Origin of the sequence: Paraburkholderia sp. J11-2, from assembly GCF_905220185.1 — a bacterium.
In the GTDB taxonomy this organism is placed as follows: domain Bacteria; phylum Pseudomonadota; class Gammaproteobacteria; order Burkholderiales; family Burkholderiaceae; genus Paraburkholderia.
In genome coordinates this window covers 1-19296 of the sequence record NZ_CAJMYY010000031.1, presented here as the reverse complement: position 1 = coordinate 19296, position 19296 = coordinate 1, and the positions used below count along the sequence as shown (strand labels likewise).

Below are 19296 nucleotides of genomic sequence, written 5' to 3'. Positions count from 1 at the left end.
AAAAAAATCTACCACTAGAAAAATTAAGCCATATTTCCGGTACGGAGCACGCGACCCTGTTCAAGCTCCGTAACGTTGTCTTGGCACAGACCGGGACGAACAATCTGCGTCATTTGATGCATGTCGCGCCCTTGTTCGATATCCTGCTGGATCGTTGCGGACCGTCGGACGAGAAAATCGATGAGATAGTTTCGGATCCGATAGAACTGAGGATCGTGAATCAGCGATTCTCGTGTCCTCTCCCGGGGCATCGTGTTCACAACGATCTCTGCAAGGCGAGCACGCGGACCATTACTCATCAAAAAAATTCGGTCAGCAAGCAAGATTGCTTCGTCCACGTCATGTGTGATCATGAAAACGGTCTGATGCGTAGCCAGACAGATGCGCAAAAGCTCATCCTGAATAACACCACGCGTCAACGCATCGAGTGCCCCGAAAGGTTCATCCATCAAAAGCATCTTAGGCGCGACGGAAAACGCGCGGGCAATCCCGACGCGCTGGCGCATACCACCCGATAGCTCCGATGGCTTTTTGTCGATCGCTCGCGTGAGCCCAACCATATCGAGAAAGCGCATCGCGCAGTCTTGAATCTGTTGCCGTGTCCAGTCTGGATTCCGTGACCGGACGGCAAATTCGACATTCTGTTTCGCTGTGAGCCAAGGCAACAGCGCATGCCCCTGGAACACTACGCCGCGATCAAGGCTTGGGCCAGCTATCTCCCGTCCGCCCATGACGGCACTGCCACCACTTGCCTGCTCAAGCCCACCAAGCACGTTCAGAATCGTGCTTTTTCCACAGCCAGAATGACCAATTACGCAAATGAACTCTCCACGGTCGATCTTGAAAGTCACGTCCTCGAAGACCGGTGGAAGGTCGGCGCGGTAACGTTTCGAGAGGTTGTCAATCTCAATGAATGCTCCGCCGATTGTGCTGCGACTGTCGTTACTCTGCATAGGTCACCTTCTTTTGCAGGCGCGCGAAAAGCTGGTCGAGGAGCATTCCCACAACTCCGATGATGACTACCGCGAACAGGACATTTGTCAGAGAAAGATTGTTCCACTGATTCCAGAGGAAATAGCCAACGCCCGTCCCGCCGACCAGCATTTCAGCAGCCACGATCACAAGCCATGCAATCCCCATCGAGATCCGCATTCCCGTGATAATTGTGGGTGCAGCGGCAGGCAAGACAATCTGGAGCGCTTTGCGCAACGGCGAAACTTCGAGGGTGCGAGCAACGTTCAACCACTCCCGCCTTACGTTTGCGACGCCAAATGCCGTATTGATCAGCATCGGCCATAGGGAGCAGATGAAAATCACAAAAATTGCGGAAACAGAAGCATCCTTGATCGTGTACAGCGCGATTGGCATCCACGCGAGCGGAGAGATCGGCTTCAGTAGTTGAATGAACGGATCAAAAGCGCGATATAGAAGCGGTGACATGCCAATCAGGAAACCCAGCGGTATCGACACGACGACAGCCAGCAGATATCCGCCAGCGACACGCAAAAGGGAATGTCCCAACTGGATGCCGATCCCTTTGTCATTCGGACCATGATCGTAGAAGGGGTGCGCGAGGTTTTTCGCTGCGACGGACAAGAACTGCGCTGGCGTGGGGAAACCATCACTTGTTGGCTCAGCCGATTGATCGCCCGGAGCCTGCCCCATCAACCGGGCATACTCCTTTTGCTCTGGTGTCGTAGGTGCCTGCTGAACTTGCGTGCCCGCAGTTGTTGCGAACTGCCAGCAAACAAGCAGGATGGCCACCATGGCAAGTGACACAAATGCAGCCTGCAACCGAATTGAAGACTTCATCTCATATCCTTTGAGTCAGGTCCGCTTGATTGCAAAATGTGCGAGGTACGTGGCAGGGTCCGCGGGATCGTACTCACGGCCCATCACTGAGAATTTCCGCATCCCCGTAGCTATCGCATCCTGGTCGGCTTCTTGCCCCAGCGCCTTCATTTGCACGCGCGCGTCCGTAAGCAAGAACACTTTTTTTGCAAGGTCATCGTAGGAAATCGGCTTCTTGATGTAGCCCCACCGTTGCATTTGTGTGAGCATCCAGGTGGCCATCGAATACCACGGCAGCGGCTGAAAATCCGTTCGGTCTGGCTGATCGCGCACATGCCCAAGACCATCGGCGTAGTGACCGTTGAGTGCCTGCAAAATGACTGTTTCCGGCTGGTTCAGATAATTCGGCGTCGAGATAGCACGCGCAATCGCAGGACGATTCTCCAGCTTGTGGGCATTCGCGGAGGCCTTCAGCAGAGAACGATATAACGCCACAAACGTGTTTGGATTCTTGTCGATGAAGTCCTGCGCCACACCGAACGCACAACAAGGGTGCCCATCCCAAATGTCGCGCGACAGGATATGAATGAAGCCCACCTGGTCATACACAGCACGCTGATTGAAGGGATCCGGCCCTAGGAATCCGTCAATGTTTCCTGCCCGCAAATTGGCAATCATCTCCGCGGGCGGAGTCACTCGCAGCTGAACATCGCGGTCGGGGTCAAGTCCGTGCTCTGCGAGGTAGTAGCGGAGCAAGAAGTTGTGCATCGAGTACTCGAACGGAATGGCGAACTTGAAGCCCCTCCAGTTCTTCGGATCGCGGTTGTCCTTATGCTTCAGAGCTAGCGTAATCGCCTGGCCATTGACGTTCTGAATGGCGGCAACTCGCATCGGCTGGGCAGCAGACGCAAGCCCCATCGAAATGGCGAGCGGCATCGGCGCCAGGAAATGCGATGCGTCGAGCTGATGATTCAGCATCTGATCGCGAACCAGGGCCCACCCAGCGGTCTTGCTAAGTGTGACGTTGAGGCCCTGCTCCCGATAGAACCCCATTGGTTCCGCTGTAATCAGCGGCGTGGCGCAATTAATCGGGATGAAGCCGATCTTCAGGTCTTTCTTCTCCAGTGGGCGCTTTTCCTCAGCCATCGCCTGAAGGTCAGCTAAGGGAAGCACACTTGCGATAGCGGCACGCGCAGCGTTGACGCCGACTGCTCGCAGGAATCGGCGGCGCAGCGCATCGTGGGGGAACAGCGCCCGGACGGCTGCCATTTCGATGAAATGACGCGACTGAGTTTCGTCACCCTGCCCCTGGGGGCGCGACGCAGCGCCGCTGCGTGCAGTGTGTTCGTCCTGGCTGCCGTGCATGCCACATGAACAGCGCTCCAGCGAGTGGTCCGGGCTATACGGACGATACGGATTCTCATCTTTCATGTTCGACGCACCTGCTTCAATCCGGACTTGGGTTAGCCGCCCTACGGGCGGCAGGACGTTCAAGCAACAAGCCGCTGCTTAGTGACGCCTGCTTCGATACGTGCAATCACTCGACCATCAAGGCTCTGCTCCATGCAAATCTGCCCATCTCGATCCTCCGGAGCGCTCCACGTGCCATCTGAGCGTGGGACCCCGTGGAGAACGACGGGAAATGCCTTCGTTTTCAGGCGGATCATAGGCGTGCTGTGGACATAGCCGGCATGTTCCCGATTGAGCGCGTGATGCGAAAGAACACCCGCCTGGCGCACGATCGGCTCGATGAAACGGCACGGCACCCCGGCGACACTGATGCAGTCGCCGATCGCGTAAATGTCTTCGACGCTTGTCTGCATCGACAACGGATCGACAACAATGCCTCGGTCAAACGCAAGTCCTGCCATTTTCGCGAGCCGCGTTTCGGTAACGAGTCCTGTTGCGGCAACGACTTCGTCAACGCGAATTTGCTCAGTGCCTTGCAGCAGAATGTCTTTTTGGTCGTTTTCCGCTTTCTCGATCTTCTCGATGTGACGCCCCCCCAAAAATCTGACACCCCCATCCTGCAAGCTCGTCAAGAGCTTTTCAGAAACTATTGCCGGAACCAGGCTGGCCAACGGACCGGGGTTCACATCGATAAGTGACACCGCGTGACCTGCGCGCGCAAAGTCCTCTGCGAGTTCGCATCCAATCATTCCGGCACCGACAATCGCGACGTGTTTTTTCGCGCCATCCAATCGTGCCTGAAGCCCTGACCACCCCGCCAAATCATTGACACGCCAGCAGAGTGAAGCTGGCATCTGCTCTGGCAGTGCCGGACGCGCCCCCTGTGCGACTACGAGCTTCGTATAGCGAATCGCCCCTCGCGTCGTCCGAACCTGATTGAGCGACGGGGAAATACCGACGACGAACGTTTCAGTCATCAGCCGCACGTTGAGGCGCCGGGCTGCATTTACGGCAGACTCACGAACCAGATCTGCAGGTTTCAAGCAGCGCCCGAGCGCTACGGACAGTTCGGGCTTCAGATATCTGTCGCCGTTGCATGCGGTCACGAGGGTGATAGGTACTGCGGGATCGAGCGCTCGCAACGCTTCAGCCGCGCTCCACCCTGCGATTCCGCCGCCCACGATGACGACCCCGAGCTCACGCGAAGGAGCAACGGCAGCAGCGTCAGTCTGCAGTGCCGTTCGCTCAAGCGGCTCATAAGGCTCGAAATCCGCCTTCACGACTCCACAGAGCGGACAAGCCCAGTCCTCCGGAATATCGTCAAATCGCGTCCCTGGCGCGAGCCCGCTATCTGGATCGCCCAGTTCTTCGTCATAAATCAAGCCACAGGCCCGGCAGAGGAATTGCCTCCACGGCAACGTGGTCGGCGTGTTCATTCGGGGACCTCCTCTTTCGACAGACGAGCCATCTCCCAACGCAGGTGCTTGATGGCGGGGGTGACGATCGCTACGAACTGGGCCTCGCGCACACGGCGCTGCGGAGCGGCGCTCATGAGGTAGCCGCGAGCTCCCTGATGCATAAGCGCAGAATTTGCAGCGCGCAGCGCCAGTTGCGCGCCTTGCACACGTGCGTCAAGCACATGGAGCAGATAGTCTTTACTGCCGTCATAAGGCGTCTCCGCAAGCCGAGCAACTCGCCCCCCCAGTTCGTCGTACTCCGCCTGAAGCTCCGCGGCGCCATCCTCAAGGAATTGGTTGACGTGACCAAGCACAGGCTCGACTTCGCGGATGGAGTCGATACTCCCCTGTGCAATCCCGATCGCCATTCCAGCTTGCAGTAGCACAAATACCGCTCGTATCTTTGCAATGAGAGGGCGCGCAGGATCTGCAATCATCGCGTCCTCTCCAACAAAGTAGTTGTCCAAGCGTATGCCCCAAGTGCTCGTTCCTTCCATGCCCGAAAATTCGGGGCATTGGCGCAGTACGACCTCGGGCGCGAACTTCAACAGGAACATGATCTCGTGCGACAGTGAGCCATCGTCGCGGAACACCCCCGCCATGGCACCGCAGTACTGTCCGGGGGCGATATGACTCACCCACGGCAGTGCGCCACTAACGCGATACCCCCCGGCCACCCTCACTGCGCGCAACAACATCTTTTCTATACCTGCCAGCGCTTTCATCGGATTTGAAAGCGCCGTGCCCCCAAAAGTACGCCCCATCGCGTGATCATTGAGCAGTTCGCCTGTCAGTGCGGGATTATCGGATTGCTCCATGTAAAGCCCACAGACGTCATGCGCCCACGTGAGAAACCCGGTCGACCCACAACGGCGACTCACAGCGCGCATGGCATCCAGTGCCAAGCCAACCCGACGACCACCTCGCTCGAGGTGCGCACCGAATGCGCCTGCGGCGCCGAGCGACCCCATGATCTCGAGAGGGTAATGTCCCTCGTCAATGCGATGCGCGGCTTCGGCAAGCGGGCCATCGGCGACGGCCGTCACGTTTGACATGACCTGCGAATCGGTCCACGTCGAATCGATCCGGTCGCCAGGAAAATCAACCGCTATCATGATGCGATACTCCCGTTTATCAGAGTGATGGAGCGTGCTGCGGCTTAGTCAGCGAGCGCGATGCTGAACGGGACGGGATTGCGCATCGTGTTGGCGACGGGCGAAAAGTAGTTTGCGTGCTTGACGATATCGTCCAGTTCCTCACGCGTGGCATCGCCTTCGATGAGGACCTTTACGCGAATCGCCTGGAAGCCCATTTGCGCAGGCTGACGTTCGGCGCCGCCGGCGCCCCACGCGGCGGTATTGCCAATATCGGCTTCGAGGAAGATTTCTAGGCGCGAAAGTTTGACTTCGCGGTAGGTTGCAACGGCTGTGATGCCGACACTCAGGCAACCACCCAGTGCGGACAATGCGATCTCACCCGGAGCGGGGACTGTGTTTTCGCCGAAAAGGTGGACCGGCTCATCCACGACGACCGGGTTGTGCGTGCCCACATAGCTCCACGAGCGGAACTGCCCCTGCATTACCGTGTGGACCTTGTTGCTGCCCTTACGCTCGGGGTTCTCACGGCCAGCGGCGGCAAATTTCAGAAGGCCTTCGCGGTCGATGGGGCGCAGGTAGGTGGTGACGGTTTCGGTACTCAAGGTATTTCTCCTGGTAACAGACGTGCCATAAAAGCCGGATAAAACGATCTGCGTGATCGCACATCAGACTAAGCAACGACCGTGCCAAGACACAAAAACCCCTTTACTGCTTTGTATTGGTTGTGTTTTTCGTCACCACCCGCCCGACCAGCCAGTTCGGTCAAATACCAGATTGTTTACAATGTCGACATTTTGTCGAACATTGTCATCTCACCCTAACTGCAGATTTTCTGCCAGCGATACGAAAACTGGCGTGTCGTCAAACCTAGCAGTTGCGCTGCGCGCGACTTGTTACCGCCAGCCGTCCGCAACGCTTGTCGAAGTTCGTCAGCAGAATGCGAGTCGTTCGCCATGTACTGGCGCACTCCTTCCGGGACTTGAATTCTCGCCTGCTGCGTCGACCTTGAGGTCTCCAGCGCTGGCACCAATTCAGCTGCGGGCATAAACCGTTCGACATCTTCCGAGTGAAGTATTGGCTTGTCGGCGAGCAGCACGACGCGCTCGATGAAATTCGAAAGCTCCCGGATATTGCCTGGCCATTGATGATCCTCAAGCCTGGCAAGCGCGTCAGGCGCAAGATTGACGTTGCGTTGGTTTGCCTGGTTTGTACGGCTAAGAAAGTGCAAAGCCAAAGGTCGAATGTCGCCTTTGCGCTCTGCTAACGACGGCAGACGAATAGGAATAACGTTGAGTCTGTAATAGAGATCCTGTCGAAACATGCCGTTGGCAACATCTATCTCCAGGCTTCTGTTGGTCGCGGCAACAAGCCTGACGTCCACCTTGATTTCCCGCTTTCCCCCAAGCCTAGTTATTGTGCCTTCCTGCAATGTGCGAAGCAGCTTTCCTTGCAACGCGAGCGGCAGTTCACCAATTTCGTCAAGGAATATAGTGCCCGAAGTCGCCTGTTCGAAAAGTCCCTCTCGCACACCCGTGGCCCCCGTAAACGCACCACGTTCGTAGCCAAACAATTCGGACTCGAAAAGCGAGTCGGGAATTGCCGCACAGTTCACCTTTATGAACGGCTTGTCACTCCGTTGGCCGGACAGGTGCAGAGCTCTGGCGAATAACTCCTTGCCCGTTCCAGATTCACCAAGCAGCAAGACGCTCGCTGAAGCATCCGAGACCCGCTCCAACTCCGAGATGGCCCTCAACAGTGCAGGCGAGGTGCCCACGATTCCGTACTTTGCACTCTCGTGCTCGAGCGCGTGCATCAACATTTCGTTCTGCTCCTCAAGCGCCCGCGTTCTCGCCCTCATCATCGAATCAAGATGGAGAAGATGTCCGGCCAGTATCGCCAGGATCCGCAAAATAGAAACGTCGCTCGATAGAGCGCGATTCCGGGCGCGAATTCGATGGCACGCAAGAACGCCTACACTGCGATCCTCTATCCGGATCGGCAGAGCAATAAATGAAACGGGGCCCGGCGGAAGGCGATCCCGTGGAACAGCTCGCGCGAGGAAAACGTCGTCCCGATCGATATCCTGTATGATGACTAACTGACCGTGGCGCAGCACATGCCCCGTTATTCCTTCACCAATCTTGTAGCACCCCCGTTCTATTTCGTCGGGCTTGAGGCCATACGCATAGCGGATTCTGCAACTGTCAGTCGCTTCATCCATGAGCACAATACGCCCTCTGTTCAGCCCAAGGAGCTCAGACATAAGATGGAGCGTTTCACGTAGGACTATGTCCGTCGAAAGACTTTTCCCCACAAGACTCATGATTTGCTGGAGAAGGAGCATCTCCTGCTCCCTCCAAAATCCGGGCGAATCGCTTTCACTGTGCAGGGAATTCATCTATCTACCCTTTCTCAAAACACGTTCCTTCATTGATATCTACTCGTACATCAAACATATTCGCCGGACGAATTCTTCAACCTATTACCACCCCATATTTTCCAGCTCGATACGTCGAAACCTGATTTATTGACAAGTAGTTTTTCAAAAAACTCAACATCATTGCAACCCACCCTCGACGCCACCTTCCCTACATCATCGGATTCCAATAACATTTTCATCGCCGACACGATGCGTATCCCGCCCAGAAAATCAGATACAGATTCTCCAGTGAAGGACATGAATAATTCGAGGAAGGCACTCTCGTGGATTTGACAGACAAGGGCAAGTTCGTGAGCCGTCCAATCATGCGACGGGTTGGAGAACATGTGATCGAACGCCGGCTCGAGATACCCCTCCTCGCACGCCCGACCACCTCCGGAATGCTGGTTCGCCAGCTCACAACGCAACGTCATGAAAAAGAGCGCTGATGCGAGATTGCTTGCGAAATAGGAACCACCCGTCTCTGGATCGCAGGCTTCGTCCAAGATAAGTGCAATGAGGCGAGAAAGGCGCAATTGCGGTGTACTTTGCCCCTGCACGCTAAAGACCACGATTGAGGGCAGGCAGCGACGCAGAAGTACGAGATAAAGCGACGATACGAAGAACCTGCCGCTAAGTACCTCCGTCGGCCGAGATTCAACCGCTGAGCTCCGTTCAAGAGCATCCCGGGCATTTAATGGCTCCAATCGGTGCCCGCAGGCATCGACCATCACCGCAATGTCGCCAGCGACCATTGAACGACGACGTCCTGCCGCGTCAACGACACGCACGCCCCCCTGGACGACATAATGCCAACTGAGCTCCGGCACATTGCAGTATTCATTGACTTCGATCTGTGCGGATTTCGTGATTGAACGACGCAATTCGCACACACCGCGCACATGCATCACATCCAAGAGATGAGCTAAAAATCTCATTTGATCACCAAAGCTTTGGGACACCCGGCCGACATGTCCAGTATTTAGGGCTAGACTCCCCGCGCAGCGCACTGCAGCACCTGCGGCGCGCGATCGGGCAAGATTAAGCAATTTGTATGCCAGCACAGCATCTATCTGACAGACCAGACAACGTGCTTTAGGCCATTGGCAGTCTGAACATGCGTGCCCCCCCCACAGCAAATGGTGTCGTATTTCACCCGGCCGTGTAGGCGGCCCACAGACTCGCTCGCTGCGAGAATGCAGGCGGTCTGGCTGACCGCTCCATGGAAATGATGTCGGCGATGTTTGTAGCCAGGGGGAAGATCTGAGACCCCCCCCCCAACATGCATCACCTCGCGAATTCCAGTACGCTTCCTGAATAGAACGGCGTGACGCAACAAGCACACTTCAGGATTGCGTCGGCATGGGTGCAGGTTGCAACCTTTTGAGTGGAGCAACGCTCAACTCGGGAGCGACGCGCTACCGGTCTTCCTCCCACTTCCTGACTCTTTGAGTCCTGAAGGCCCACGAGTGGACGGTCGCACCAGTGAGCGCTCAGTCGATGCTTCGACACCGGTCCGCTTCGACCTCCTCCCACACACGCCTTCCAGCACCGTCCTCCCAAGCGCAACTGATCCTGTACCACATTCGCATCTGCGGCGGATATGCGACCGGCCTTTCATTCGGGGCGGCTCACGATGGCAGGGCGCCCATACCTGCCGCAAACGCGAAACGGCACACCCCCGTGTGTTCCCAACGAGGGACGTTAAAGACCCCCGAACGCCAGCCCGTTTGGCGTCAGAACAGCACAAACTCTCCCGACGAGGACTCCGGTCAGTCTGATTGACATTCCGTAACGGATGTTCCATAATAGCACCTACTGCGAGACGTAACCGCAATTGAAGCGAGGGTAGTTTATGGCGCGGCCACGGGAGTTCGATGCCGCAGAAGTTTTGCACAAAGCGATGGGGGTTTTCTGGCATAAGGGCTATGAGAGCACTTCAGTCGTTGATTTGGTAGAGGCGACCGGCCTCGGAAAAAGCAGCCTCTATGGAGCATTTGGCGGAAAACACGAGCTCTTTCTGGCGGCATTCGATGCGTACCGAAACGACCGCGTTCGCGACATGCGCAACATTCTTGAGCATGGACCGGCACGCCACTCCATCGAGACGTTTTTTCGCATGATCGTCACGGACGCCCACTCGCCGCAGTTTTCGAATGGATGCATGAGCATCAATCAAGCGGTTGAGATGGCTCCGCACGACCCTGAGGTCCGGCAGCGCGTGCAGGACGATTTTCAGCATATTGAGCACGCGCTGAGACGTGCGATAGAGCGCGGTAAAAGAGATGGCTCGGTGAGGTCCTCAAAGCCCGCGCGAGACATTGCTCAGCTGCTCGTCGTGGCATTCCCAGGGCTTCAGGTAATGGTCCGCGCTGGTTACGATAACGAGCGGCTGAACGATGCTTTAAGGCTGTTGTTCTCGAATCTCGATTGAAGATGTGCATGCTTTTATGCATGCATTTTTTTCCTTTGTTATGTAACGATCGTTCCGTAACAATTTCTCCACGCACAAGGAGGTCCTCATGAAGATCCAGCAAATCCGCAATGCAACCGTCATCGTGGAATTCGCCAACACGCGGTTCCTGGTCGATCCCGTACTCTCCCCGAAAGGCACTTACCCCGGATTCGAAGGCACTGCGAACAGCCATCTCTTTTGGCCAACGGTGGAGTTGCCCATCTCCGTCGAGCAGATTCTCGACGTGGACGCCATCATCGTTACCCACACGCATCTGGATCACTGGGACGACGGCGCCAAATCCTTGATCCCGAAGAACATGCCGATCTTCGTCCAGCATGAAGAAGATGCTGAGATTGTGAAAGCATCAGGGTTTTCAGATGTTCGCTTGCTGACGGAAGACTCGTCATTCAACGGGCTGACGCTCATCAAGACTCCCGGTCAACACGGGTCGGACGAAGCAATTCACGCCATTGGTGATCTACTGGGTCAGGTGAGTGGCGTCGTTTTCAAGCATCCGTCAGAAAAAACGCTGTATCTGGCCGGCGACACGGTGTGGAATAAATATGTCGAAAGCTGCGTAGAAACCTATCAGCCCGATGCCATCATCCTAAATAGCGGCGATGCCCAAGTCCCCGGTCTCGGTTCGATCATCATGGGTAAGGAGGATGTCTATAAGGTCCATCAGGCAGCGCCGCACGCCACTCTGATTGCGACTCACATGGAAGCAGTCAACCATGCTCTGTTGACACGCAAGGAACTGCGCGAATTCTCGGCAGAGAAAGGCATGGTCAACTACCTGCTCGTCCCGGAAGACGGCGAGGTTTGCGTCCTCTAAACCGCGGACAAAACTCCTCAAATTATTTAGAAGGATCAATATCATGTCTGTTGAAGCGAACAAGGACCTTGTCCGTAAATTCTACGCCGCACTCCAGCGGGAAGACTATGTCGCCGCCGCTGAACTCTGTCATCCGAACTTTGTGTTCTACACGCAGGTTGATACGCCAATCTACGGTACGGACGGCTTCGTCCAGTCGGAGAAGAAGAACTTCGACGCCTTCAAGGGTTTCCGGTTTCCGATTGAGGCGTTGCTTGCCGAAGGTGACCAAGTCGCCGCCTATTTGACGTTCGAGGGCAAACAATCCGGACCGATCGAAGGTGTGGAACCTACTGGCAAGACGGTGCACTTCTCGCTGATGATGCTCCTGAAAGTTGCCGACGGCAAAATCATCGAGAAACGGGCACACTTTGATCGATTCGACATTCGTCGACAACTGGGCGCACAGGTCTAATCCACGTCGTTAAAGATAGCCGAGTGTAGTGCCCCCTGACTTGTCTCCGGGGGGCAGTCAGGCGCAGGATAAGCCTGCGTCGGGAGGGGTGCTCGCGCACCACTTCCCGCCCGGGTGGTATTCAAGACGCAACCGAGTGGGCCATGCCAGAAATCTCTTCAAGAATACGGATAGCTACGAAATCCGACGAATGAGGCACACAAACCATGAGGCGTTCATTTACGACATCCGAGTTCGCGCCCAGTGATCGTCTTGCCGCATGGGAAAGGTGGATCACGGACTATTGCGCACCAATGTCAATGTCAGCTGAGAATGTGCAACGGCAGCATTTTGAAGCACGGGTTGACATGATAGATGATGGTCCGTTCTGCATTTCACACCTCCAGGCGACCGACCATGTAGCAAATCATCGCCAAGGTCTTTCGGAAGGCAAGGATGGGGAGCACGTTCTCTTGTCCGTGCAATTGAGCGGAATCAGTACGATTCTCCAAGATGGCCGCACTGCCCAGCTCGGTCCGAATGACATGGTGATATATGACGCCTCCCGTCCGTTCATATGGAACTTCTCCGGCCAGCAATACACAGTGCGCTTCCGTCGCGCACTTTTGTCGTCTCGCGGGCCTTGCGATCGCAGACATACTGCCATTCGGGTGCCTGCACAGAGCGGTCTCGGGCGCATCGCAGTCGAACACGTCAGTACCATCTATCGTGAGTTCGGCCACATTCGACGCTCCCCAACAGTTATCGAACACCTTTGCGGCACTACCGCTGATCTCATTTCGGCAGCACTGTCCGAATATTTCAACACGTCTCCAGTACTCGTGTCGGACGTTCGGGAAATGCATTTGCGCCGCGCTCACGTCTTCATCTCCGAGAATCTTCGCGACCCGGCTCTGCGCCCATCCCAAGTCGCAGCCGCGCTCGGTATATCGCAACGCTATTTGTATCGCATATTTGCTAATAGCGACAAATCTATCAGCGATTTTATCCTCCATAAGCGTCTCGATGGCTGTGCGAATTGGCTTGCCCAACCAGCTTGGCATCATCGATCAATCACCGACATCGCCATGAGTTGGGGTTTCAACAACGCTGCTCACTTCAGCAGACTCTTTCGACATCACTTCGGAATGTCGGCACGCGAGTACCGGACGTTAGGATTGAATACTGGCGACAACTCAATTACATGCGCAGAGTCAATAGCAAATAAGATCAACATTCAATCGCGCGAACTAGGGTGAACACTCGAAAGGCTAGCCGCCGGACTTTGGGCGGCGCGTTTCAGCTCGCGATCTTGATTGCTAAAGATCGGTTGACTGGTTCGCGGTCTTGCACTGTGATATGGGCATGCTGCGGACAACGCGCGATGCGCCCGCCTCGATTCTACTATTACGCAAAAGTCGCTTGAAGAGCCGTAGTGAATTTGAGTTGCGTCACCGAGCAAGCGATTTACGATAAGCCGCCAAGATATCGAACGCTTCAATTGAGTGCCACTGAGCACTCTCTTTCCGCAAGTGAGCAGACCAGATTTAGCCGCCAGCATGGCACGAAACATCAACAATCTGGTCCCTTCCAGACAAGACAGCACGAAATTGGTCGTCGACACTGCATTCGGTGTGACGAAAATCATAGTCACGTCCACATGCTCTCTCGAATATTGGCTGCGCTTTTCGAAATATCTGGGGCATTCGACAATGTAGACAGAAGAATCAAAAGACCCACAACTGCCAAATAGTTTGAATCAATCGATGGGTATCGGAGACAAGTATGCTAAAGCGTTTCAATATGAGCATCCCGGCAATGGTGCTCGCAATGTCGGCCTCGCCGATGGCATTCTCGCAAAGCGTGGGGAGCTTTGTCGCGTCGCTAGGTCCGGCGTGGATTGACTTCGGAAGATCACGTGCTACGGAACTTCAAAGTCAGTCGCCGTTTGGAACCTTCACGTCAGCAGGAACAGATGCGCAAGTACACAATGTCGTCACCCCCGAGCTAACGCTTTCCTATTTCGTGACGGATAACATCGCCCTCGAAGCGATTCTGGGCGTGCCGCCAAAACTGAATTTATACGCGCAAGGCAACGTAACTCCTTTGGGTTCGGGCGGTCCGGCACTTCAAATGGGTGACCTACACCCTTTCGCAACGGCCCGAGCATGGGCACCGATTCTTCTTGCCAAGTATTTCTTCGGTGCCGCTAACAACCGGTTTCGCCCCTTCATCGGTGCAGGCGTGAACTACACCTGGTTTTCCGCAGTCCAGTTGAACCCGAACATTGCTGGCGTGCTGACCCAGTTTGGCGGCCCGGGTGGGCATGCCGAAGGGTCGCTGAGCAATTCGTGGAATCCAGTTTTCTCCCTTGGTGCGTCATATCAGATCTCCGATCGCTGGTATATGACTGCGTCCGCGACCTATCTTCCGCTTGTAACGCATGCACACTTTAATGCTGTATCTCAGTCCGGTCAAACAACCCTGACAAACTCAAGCAAGATCACAGGTGACCCTATCGCAGTTTTCGTCGGGATTGGCTATCGCTTCTGAGGCCGGAATGGAAATGCTTTCAGTGAGTGCCAATAACTCGCGAGGATGCGCCGCGGATACCGCGGCGCACTTCAATAAGTGCCTCATTGACAATCTGCTTGCTGTCGGCGGAACTCCCTGGAGTTCACACCTTCCAGAGGGGGAAAAAACGCGAAAAGTACGCGATTTCGGAAAAGCCAAGCAGGTCAAAAATCTGTGCCACTGTCGTCATCGTATATACGAGATTCCGCTTCGCCTCGAGCAGCCGCCGCTGATGCAGGTACTGGAGTGCGCTCTGCTCATCGCAGCTATCACCGGAATGTTCAACGGGTATATCAGACGAACTGCGCACCCGCCCAATGACGAAGTCTTTCGCCAACCTCAATCCGACGGAACTTGCGAGAGGTCGCGAAAACCTCAAAAAAGCACGCCTTGAGCGCACTACTTCTCGCGGAAGATGATATCGAAAGCGGTTGCGGGCGAGCATGAGGCCTTTTTGCGGAAGTTGCCAGCCAGGGCTCCCCCGGGGGCTGCTGGCTAGGAGTGCAGCGTACTGGAAAACACCTAGATTCGCGTCCGATGCCCGGCTGATGAGGCGTTCGCGGTGTTATTCAATCCATCTATAACGATCATTTATTGGCGTGGGTTTTTCGTGAAGATAGGTGCAACTACTATTTGTACAAATATATATTCTTCTCGAATCCTAACGACTTCGAAATTGAATTTTCCTTGGGAGACGTCAAGGCCGCACACCACAGAAGCGCGCGCGAGTGTCTACCAAGAACATATACCGCGCGTGAGAGAAATCTCGTTGCCGGTTGCATTGGTAAATATAACAAGTTCCAAGCTATCAGGGTTAGTGGGTCATGGCTGAGTCGGACGCTAACAATTCAAATCGTCAGATTGCCCCCATATCAGACTAGTTAAACACGGAGACGTTGACTTAGCGATATCTAACTGCCTATCAACTTCCACGCACAGCACGAGGACGTGCTGGGTTGCACACTACCAGACCAACAGGACACGACATGGATTCGAGCAACAATGCCCGCACGGCGGACATTCAACATCACTACCATCCCGTTACCAGCCCGACGGAGCTGAGACGCGACGGGCCTTCGCTCGTGACAAAGGGCGAGGGTATTCGCTTGACGATTGATGGGCGCGAGCTCTTCGACGGTTTCGCTGGGCTTGGTTGCGCAGCTATCGGCTACGGAAACGAAGAAGTTGCCGCTGCGGCCTACTCGGCGATGAAGCGTCTTTCATTCTGCCATAGCTTCTGGGGTCAAGGGAATCCTGACGCAGCCCTCCTCTCCAAGAAGCTCTCCGAGCTTACCAATGGAGACTTCGACACCTTCTTCTTTGCATCGACAGGATCCGACGCAAACGAATCTGCCATCAAGATCATCTACTACTACTGGAAGCTGCGCAACCAGCCGACGCGTAAGATCCTGCTGGCTCGAAACTATGCATATCACGGCAACACCGTCCTGACAACTGTTCTCTCTGGCATTCACCACTATCACGAGCAATTTGATTTGCCCATCAGCGGTGTTGTTCACCACGTTGATGCCCCGTACTGGTATCGCTACGGAAATGGCAAAACGGCGGAAGAACAAGGGGCCGAAGCTGCGGCGTCGCTTGAGCGCAAGATCCTTGAACTCGGTGCTGAAAATGTTGCCGCATTTTTCGTTGAACCTATCCAGGGAGCCGGCGGTATCATCATGCCGACCGCAAGTTATCTGAAGCAGGTTGCCGAGATCTGCAAACGCCACGACATTCTCCTCGTTTCTGACGAGGTAATCACTGGCTTCGGGAAAACCGGCTCGATGTTCGCCTACCAGCATTACGGGTTCCAGCCCGATATCCTGGTCGTGGCAAAAGGCATTACATCGGCGTACTTCCCGCTTTCCGCAGTCGGGCTCGGCGCCAAGGTCGCCGATGTTCTGACAGCCGCAGATGAGATGTTTGTTCATGGCTTCACAAATAGCGGCCACCCCGTGGGAGCCGCTGTTGCTCTGGCGAACATTGATGTCATCGAGAAGCAGAAGCTGCTCGAACATGTGACAAAGGACCTCCATCCCGCACTGAACTCATGGATGCAGAAGTTCTCTCGTCATCCTGCCGTAGGCGAAGCACGTTCGGTCGGTGTCATTGCGGCTCTCGATTTCTCGCTTGGCCACACCGAAGAGGAACAAACTGCCTTCTGCGAGGCAGTGAGTCAAGAAGCACGCAATCGAGGCTTCATTGCAAGGGCGATCGGCCCGGTCCTGGGAATGATCTTCCCTCTTATTACGACGGTTGACGAGCTCAACGCGTGCATGGCGATTCTGGAGTCGTCCTTGGACGCTACATACGCTCTCACCGTAGCAGAGGCAAAAGTGTAAGCACTTGCCGTGGCTGCTGGCACCGTTCGGTTAGGCAGCCCCATCAGTCTCAGCCGCTCTTGACCATGGACACCCCGAAACTTACATCCCGACATACCGATTGGCGACGTCAAGGCTCGGCGATCCGGCGGCCTGTTCAAGAGCGCGGACGCAAGAAGTTCGAACAGATACTCCAAGTAACGGAGAGCTTCCTGGAGTTCCGCGAACCTGGCGACATAAGTATCTACGATATCGCCTACAGCCTGAACACCGCACCGCCCAGCGTGTACCACTTCTTTCCCGACGTTTCATTGGTGTTCGTGGCCTTGGCGGAACGGTACCTTCAGCAAATCACGGAAGTTTGCGCAGTGGGAAGTGCAACGATTTTCGTTCGATGGGAGACATTGCTTGACGCCTATTTTGATCGCGTCTTGATGCTCTACCGAACGAGACCGGCCATGCGGAAAGTTCTTCTTGGCTTAGGTTACACGCCTGAGATACGCAGGCTAGACATAGACAACAATCGAATCGCTGCAAACTACCTTCTCGAGGCACTAAGAAGTCATTTCGTAGTTCCTGAGGTAAGCGATCTTTGCGACAGAGTATCGGAGTCGATATCCATTAGCGATTCTATATGGACCCTACATCTTCATCGTCATGGAGAAATATCTGAGCTGGCCAGACAACGAGCTTCAGACGCAAGAAACGCATACTTAAAAAACATCCTACCTGACATGATGCCACGCAGGTAGCACACGCCGTTTGCCTCAACAAATCAATCACATTCCTGCGACGATTCAATTTGGAGTACTAATATGGAAGAGCTGTCGGCACTTTCGGGTACAAGTTCACCCGAGGACTCATCTCTGTTCGGAACGCTAGGTACTGGCGCGGTGGCACTACTCACAATCTCGGCGGCCGCCCCGCTTGGTGCAACTGTAGCGGTTGGTCCCGTCGCGGTGATTTTCGGCAATGGGGCGGGTCTTCCAGGCGCCTTTTTGCTAACTGGACTGTTTCTCTTCTGCTTCGCAGTGGGATATTCTGCTCTTGCGGCAGAGATACCTGGCAATGGAGCATTTTATCGCTACACCACCGTTGTCTTCGGGCATCGAGTCGGCATGGGAACCGCCTGCGTGTCCCTAGCATCATATCTAATGATGACTGCGGCGCTCGCGACTTTAACCGGGTATTTTGTGGACCTTTCCGCCCAGTCATTCGGCATACATATTGGCGCTCAGGCGTGGATAATTATGTCCATGATCGCAGTTGCCGCCTTTGGTATCAGGAATATTGATGTCGCGGCCAAGGTAGTAGTTCCTCTTATTATTTGTGAATTTGGCGCTCTTTCAATATTGATTATTGCAATCGTTGCTCATAAAGGAATAAATTCCTTTCCGGTTGAAGCAGTTTCGCCGTCCACGGTATTTTCCCCTGGTTTTGGAATTTCTGTGATGTTTGCGCTTAGTGCGTTTGTCGGTGTCGAATCCGCAGCACTTTACTCCGCAGAGGCGAAGAATCCAAAGACTGCGATCCCGCGAGCAACTATCATCGCAGTGGGCCTCGTTGGTCTCTTCTATTTCATTACCTTCTGGGCGTTCATCGGTGACATTGGGATTGACCATGTCGCTGCAATCGCACAGAAAGGCCTGACGGACGTCAATATTCAGCAGAGCCTTTTCCTTGACAGCTTCGGAAAAAATCTTGGACCGATTGCCGAAAAAATCATCTCCTTAATGATCGCGACTAGCTCGTTCGCCGCCTTTCTGAGTCTCCACAATGCTGCAACGCGCTACGTCTTTACGCTGGGAGACGCGCGCATCTTGCCTCGCCGCTTCGGTGTCGCAAGCGCCAAGGCCGGGTCACCCGCAACTGCAAGCATCGCGGTCAGTGTGTTTGTAGCAGTAGTAACGCTGGCGTTAATCATCTCACGCGTTGACTATGTAACCGCGTTCGCGCCAACCATTGCGCTGGGCACAACGGGCATCATCGTCCTGCAAGGTATCGTGGCTTTCGCTACGGTCTTCTACTTCCGTCGACGCAAAGATCCTCGCATCTTTACTACCTTTATCTTGCCCCTCATCGGCTTCATCGGAATCTGCTCAGCATTCTTCCTGACCCTTTCCAACTACGACGTACTCTCCGGATCCAGCTCGACCATTATCAACTCCATGCCACTCGTATTCATCCTGATTTTTGCGTACGGGTGCATCACAGGAAGAGGTAGATCCGAAAAGAACGCCTCATAAGTGATATGCGCAGAATTTGGGTAACGCTCACTTCGTCACGAGGACACCCTGCTCCTTGCTCACAAGTTCGATCTGATGCGCAAGGAGCGATTTGTCCACAACACTGCACCACATCATTTGGTTCACTGACGCAGTAATACTATTTTGTATCGCTTTTTTCGAGCTTTCTATAATAAATATTAGCACTACGAATTAGCATTGGAGATTTCGATGAAAATTAGACTCATCGCTGCACTTCCACTCTCTGCACTG

17 protein-coding genes are annotated in these 19296 nt (G+C 54.7%); 8 read left to right on the top strand and 9 right to left on the bottom strand.

Translation table 11 applies throughout. The annotated features are described in order from the left end of the window. Nucleotides 1–23: 23 nt before the first annotated feature. The 8 genes from U5A57_RS33380 to U5A57_RS33345 form a co-directional block, all read right to left on the bottom strand. Nucleotides 24–953 (bottom strand): ABC transporter ATP-binding protein, encoded by a 930-nt coding sequence (locus U5A57_RS33380; protein ID WP_321915937.1) that lies wholly within the window; start codon nucleotides 951–953, stop codon nucleotides 24–26. Next, nucleotides 943–1812: a nitrate ABC transporter permease gene (ntrB, locus tag U5A57_RS33375; RefSeq protein WP_321915936.1), complete on the bottom strand. Its 870-nt coding sequence runs from the start codon at nucleotides 1810–1812 to the stop codon at nucleotides 943–945. The genes U5A57_RS33380 and ntrB overlap by 11 nt, the downstream gene beginning before the upstream one ends. Before the next feature lie 15 nt (nucleotides 1813–1827). Next, a complete protein-coding gene (locus U5A57_RS33370) occupies nucleotides 1828–3222 on the bottom strand; it encodes a CmpA/NrtA family ABC transporter substrate-binding protein (protein ID WP_321915935.1) in 1395 nt (464 codons plus the stop codon). Nucleotides 3223–3281: 59 nt separating this feature from the next. Beyond that, on the bottom strand, nucleotides 3282–4637 hold the full coding sequence (locus U5A57_RS33365; RefSeq protein WP_321915934.1) for an FAD-dependent oxidoreductase: 1356 nt from the start codon (nucleotides 4635–4637) through the stop codon (nucleotides 3282–3284). Beyond that, complete coding sequence (locus tag U5A57_RS33360; protein WP_321915933.1) at nucleotides 4634–5773, bottom strand: acyl-CoA dehydrogenase family protein; 1140 nt, start codon at nucleotides 5771–5773, stop codon at nucleotides 4634–4636. Before U5A57_RS33360 ends, U5A57_RS33365 begins: the two co-directional genes overlap by 4 nt. A 44-nt stretch (nucleotides 5774–5817) precedes the next feature. Then, the gene (locus U5A57_RS33355; protein ID WP_321915932.1) at nucleotides 5818–6357 is read right to left on the bottom strand and encodes an OsmC family protein; all 540 of its coding nucleotides are present in this window, start codon (nucleotides 6355–6357) and stop codon (nucleotides 5818–5820) included. A 215-nt stretch (nucleotides 6358–6572) separates the two neighbouring features. After that, entirely contained in the window at nucleotides 6573–8153 is a 1581-nt protein-coding gene (locus U5A57_RS33350; protein ID WP_321915931.1) for a sigma-54 interaction domain-containing protein, read from the bottom strand. A gap of 50 nt (nucleotides 8154–8203) precedes the next feature. After that, on the bottom strand, nucleotides 8204–9136 hold the full coding sequence (locus tag U5A57_RS33345; RefSeq protein ID WP_321915930.1) for a cupin domain-containing protein: 933 nt from the start codon (nucleotides 9134–9136) through the stop codon (nucleotides 8204–8206). An 893-nt stretch (nucleotides 9137–10029) separates the two neighbouring features. Here U5A57_RS33345 and U5A57_RS33340 point away from each other — a divergent pair. The 5 genes from U5A57_RS33340 (at nucleotide 10030) to U5A57_RS33320 (ending at nucleotide 14453) form a co-directional block, all read left to right on the top strand. Next, the gene (locus U5A57_RS33340; protein ID WP_321915929.1) at nucleotides 10030–10608 is read left to right on the top strand and encodes a TetR/AcrR family transcriptional regulator; all 579 of its coding nucleotides are present in this window, start codon (nucleotides 10030–10032) and stop codon (nucleotides 10606–10608) included. Nucleotides 10609–10696: 88 nt separating this feature from the next. Beyond that, nucleotides 10697–11467 (top strand): MBL fold metallo-hydrolase, encoded by a 771-nt coding sequence (locus tag U5A57_RS33335; RefSeq protein WP_321847147.1) that lies wholly within the window; start codon nucleotides 10697–10699, stop codon nucleotides 11465–11467. Nucleotides 11468–11510: 43 nt separating this feature from the next. Continuing rightward, a complete protein-coding gene (locus U5A57_RS33330; protein WP_321847146.1) occupies nucleotides 11511–11921 on the top strand; it encodes an ester cyclase in 411 nt (136 codons plus the stop codon). 206 nt (nucleotides 11922–12127) lie between these two features. Beyond that, on the top strand, nucleotides 12128–13159 hold the full coding sequence (locus U5A57_RS33325) for a helix-turn-helix domain-containing protein (RefSeq protein WP_321915928.1): 1032 nt from the start codon (nucleotides 12128–12130) through the stop codon (nucleotides 13157–13159). A gap of 526 nt (nucleotides 13160–13685) precedes the next feature. After that, on the top strand, nucleotides 13686–14453 hold the full coding sequence (locus tag U5A57_RS33320) for an OmpW/AlkL family protein (RefSeq protein WP_321847144.1): 768 nt from the start codon (nucleotides 13686–13688) through the stop codon (nucleotides 14451–14453). A 124-nt stretch (nucleotides 14454–14577) separates the two neighbouring features. Here U5A57_RS33320 and U5A57_RS33315 read toward each other — a convergent pair whose 3' ends face one another. Then, nucleotides 14578–14811 carry a helix-turn-helix domain-containing protein gene (locus tag U5A57_RS33315; RefSeq protein WP_321915927.1) on the bottom strand — a complete coding sequence of 78 codons (234 nt, stop codon included), beginning with the start codon at nucleotides 14809–14811 and terminating at the stop codon, nucleotides 14578–14580. 649 nt (nucleotides 14812–15460) lie between these two features. Between U5A57_RS33315 and U5A57_RS33310 the strand changes: the two genes are divergently transcribed. The 3 genes from U5A57_RS33310 to U5A57_RS33305 all read left to right on the top strand — a co-directional run bounded on the left by U5A57_RS33310 (nucleotide 15461) and on the right by U5A57_RS33305 (nucleotide 19044). Further along, a complete protein-coding gene (locus tag U5A57_RS33310) occupies nucleotides 15461–16819 on the top strand; it encodes an aspartate aminotransferase family protein (RefSeq protein ID WP_321915926.1) in 1359 nt (452 codons plus the stop codon). A gap of 65 nt (nucleotides 16820–16884) precedes the next feature. Further along, nucleotides 16885–17550: a TetR/AcrR family transcriptional regulator gene (locus U5A57_RS41725; protein WP_408602553.1), complete on the top strand. Its 666-nt coding sequence runs from the start codon at nucleotides 16885–16887 to the stop codon at nucleotides 17548–17550. Nucleotides 17551–17613: 63 nt separating this feature from the next. After that, nucleotides 17614–19044, top strand: coding sequence for an APC family permease (locus U5A57_RS33305; protein ID WP_321915925.1), 1431 nt, complete (start codon nucleotides 17614–17616; stop codon nucleotides 19042–19044). The last annotated feature ends 252 nt before the right edge of the window (nucleotides 19045–19296 follow it).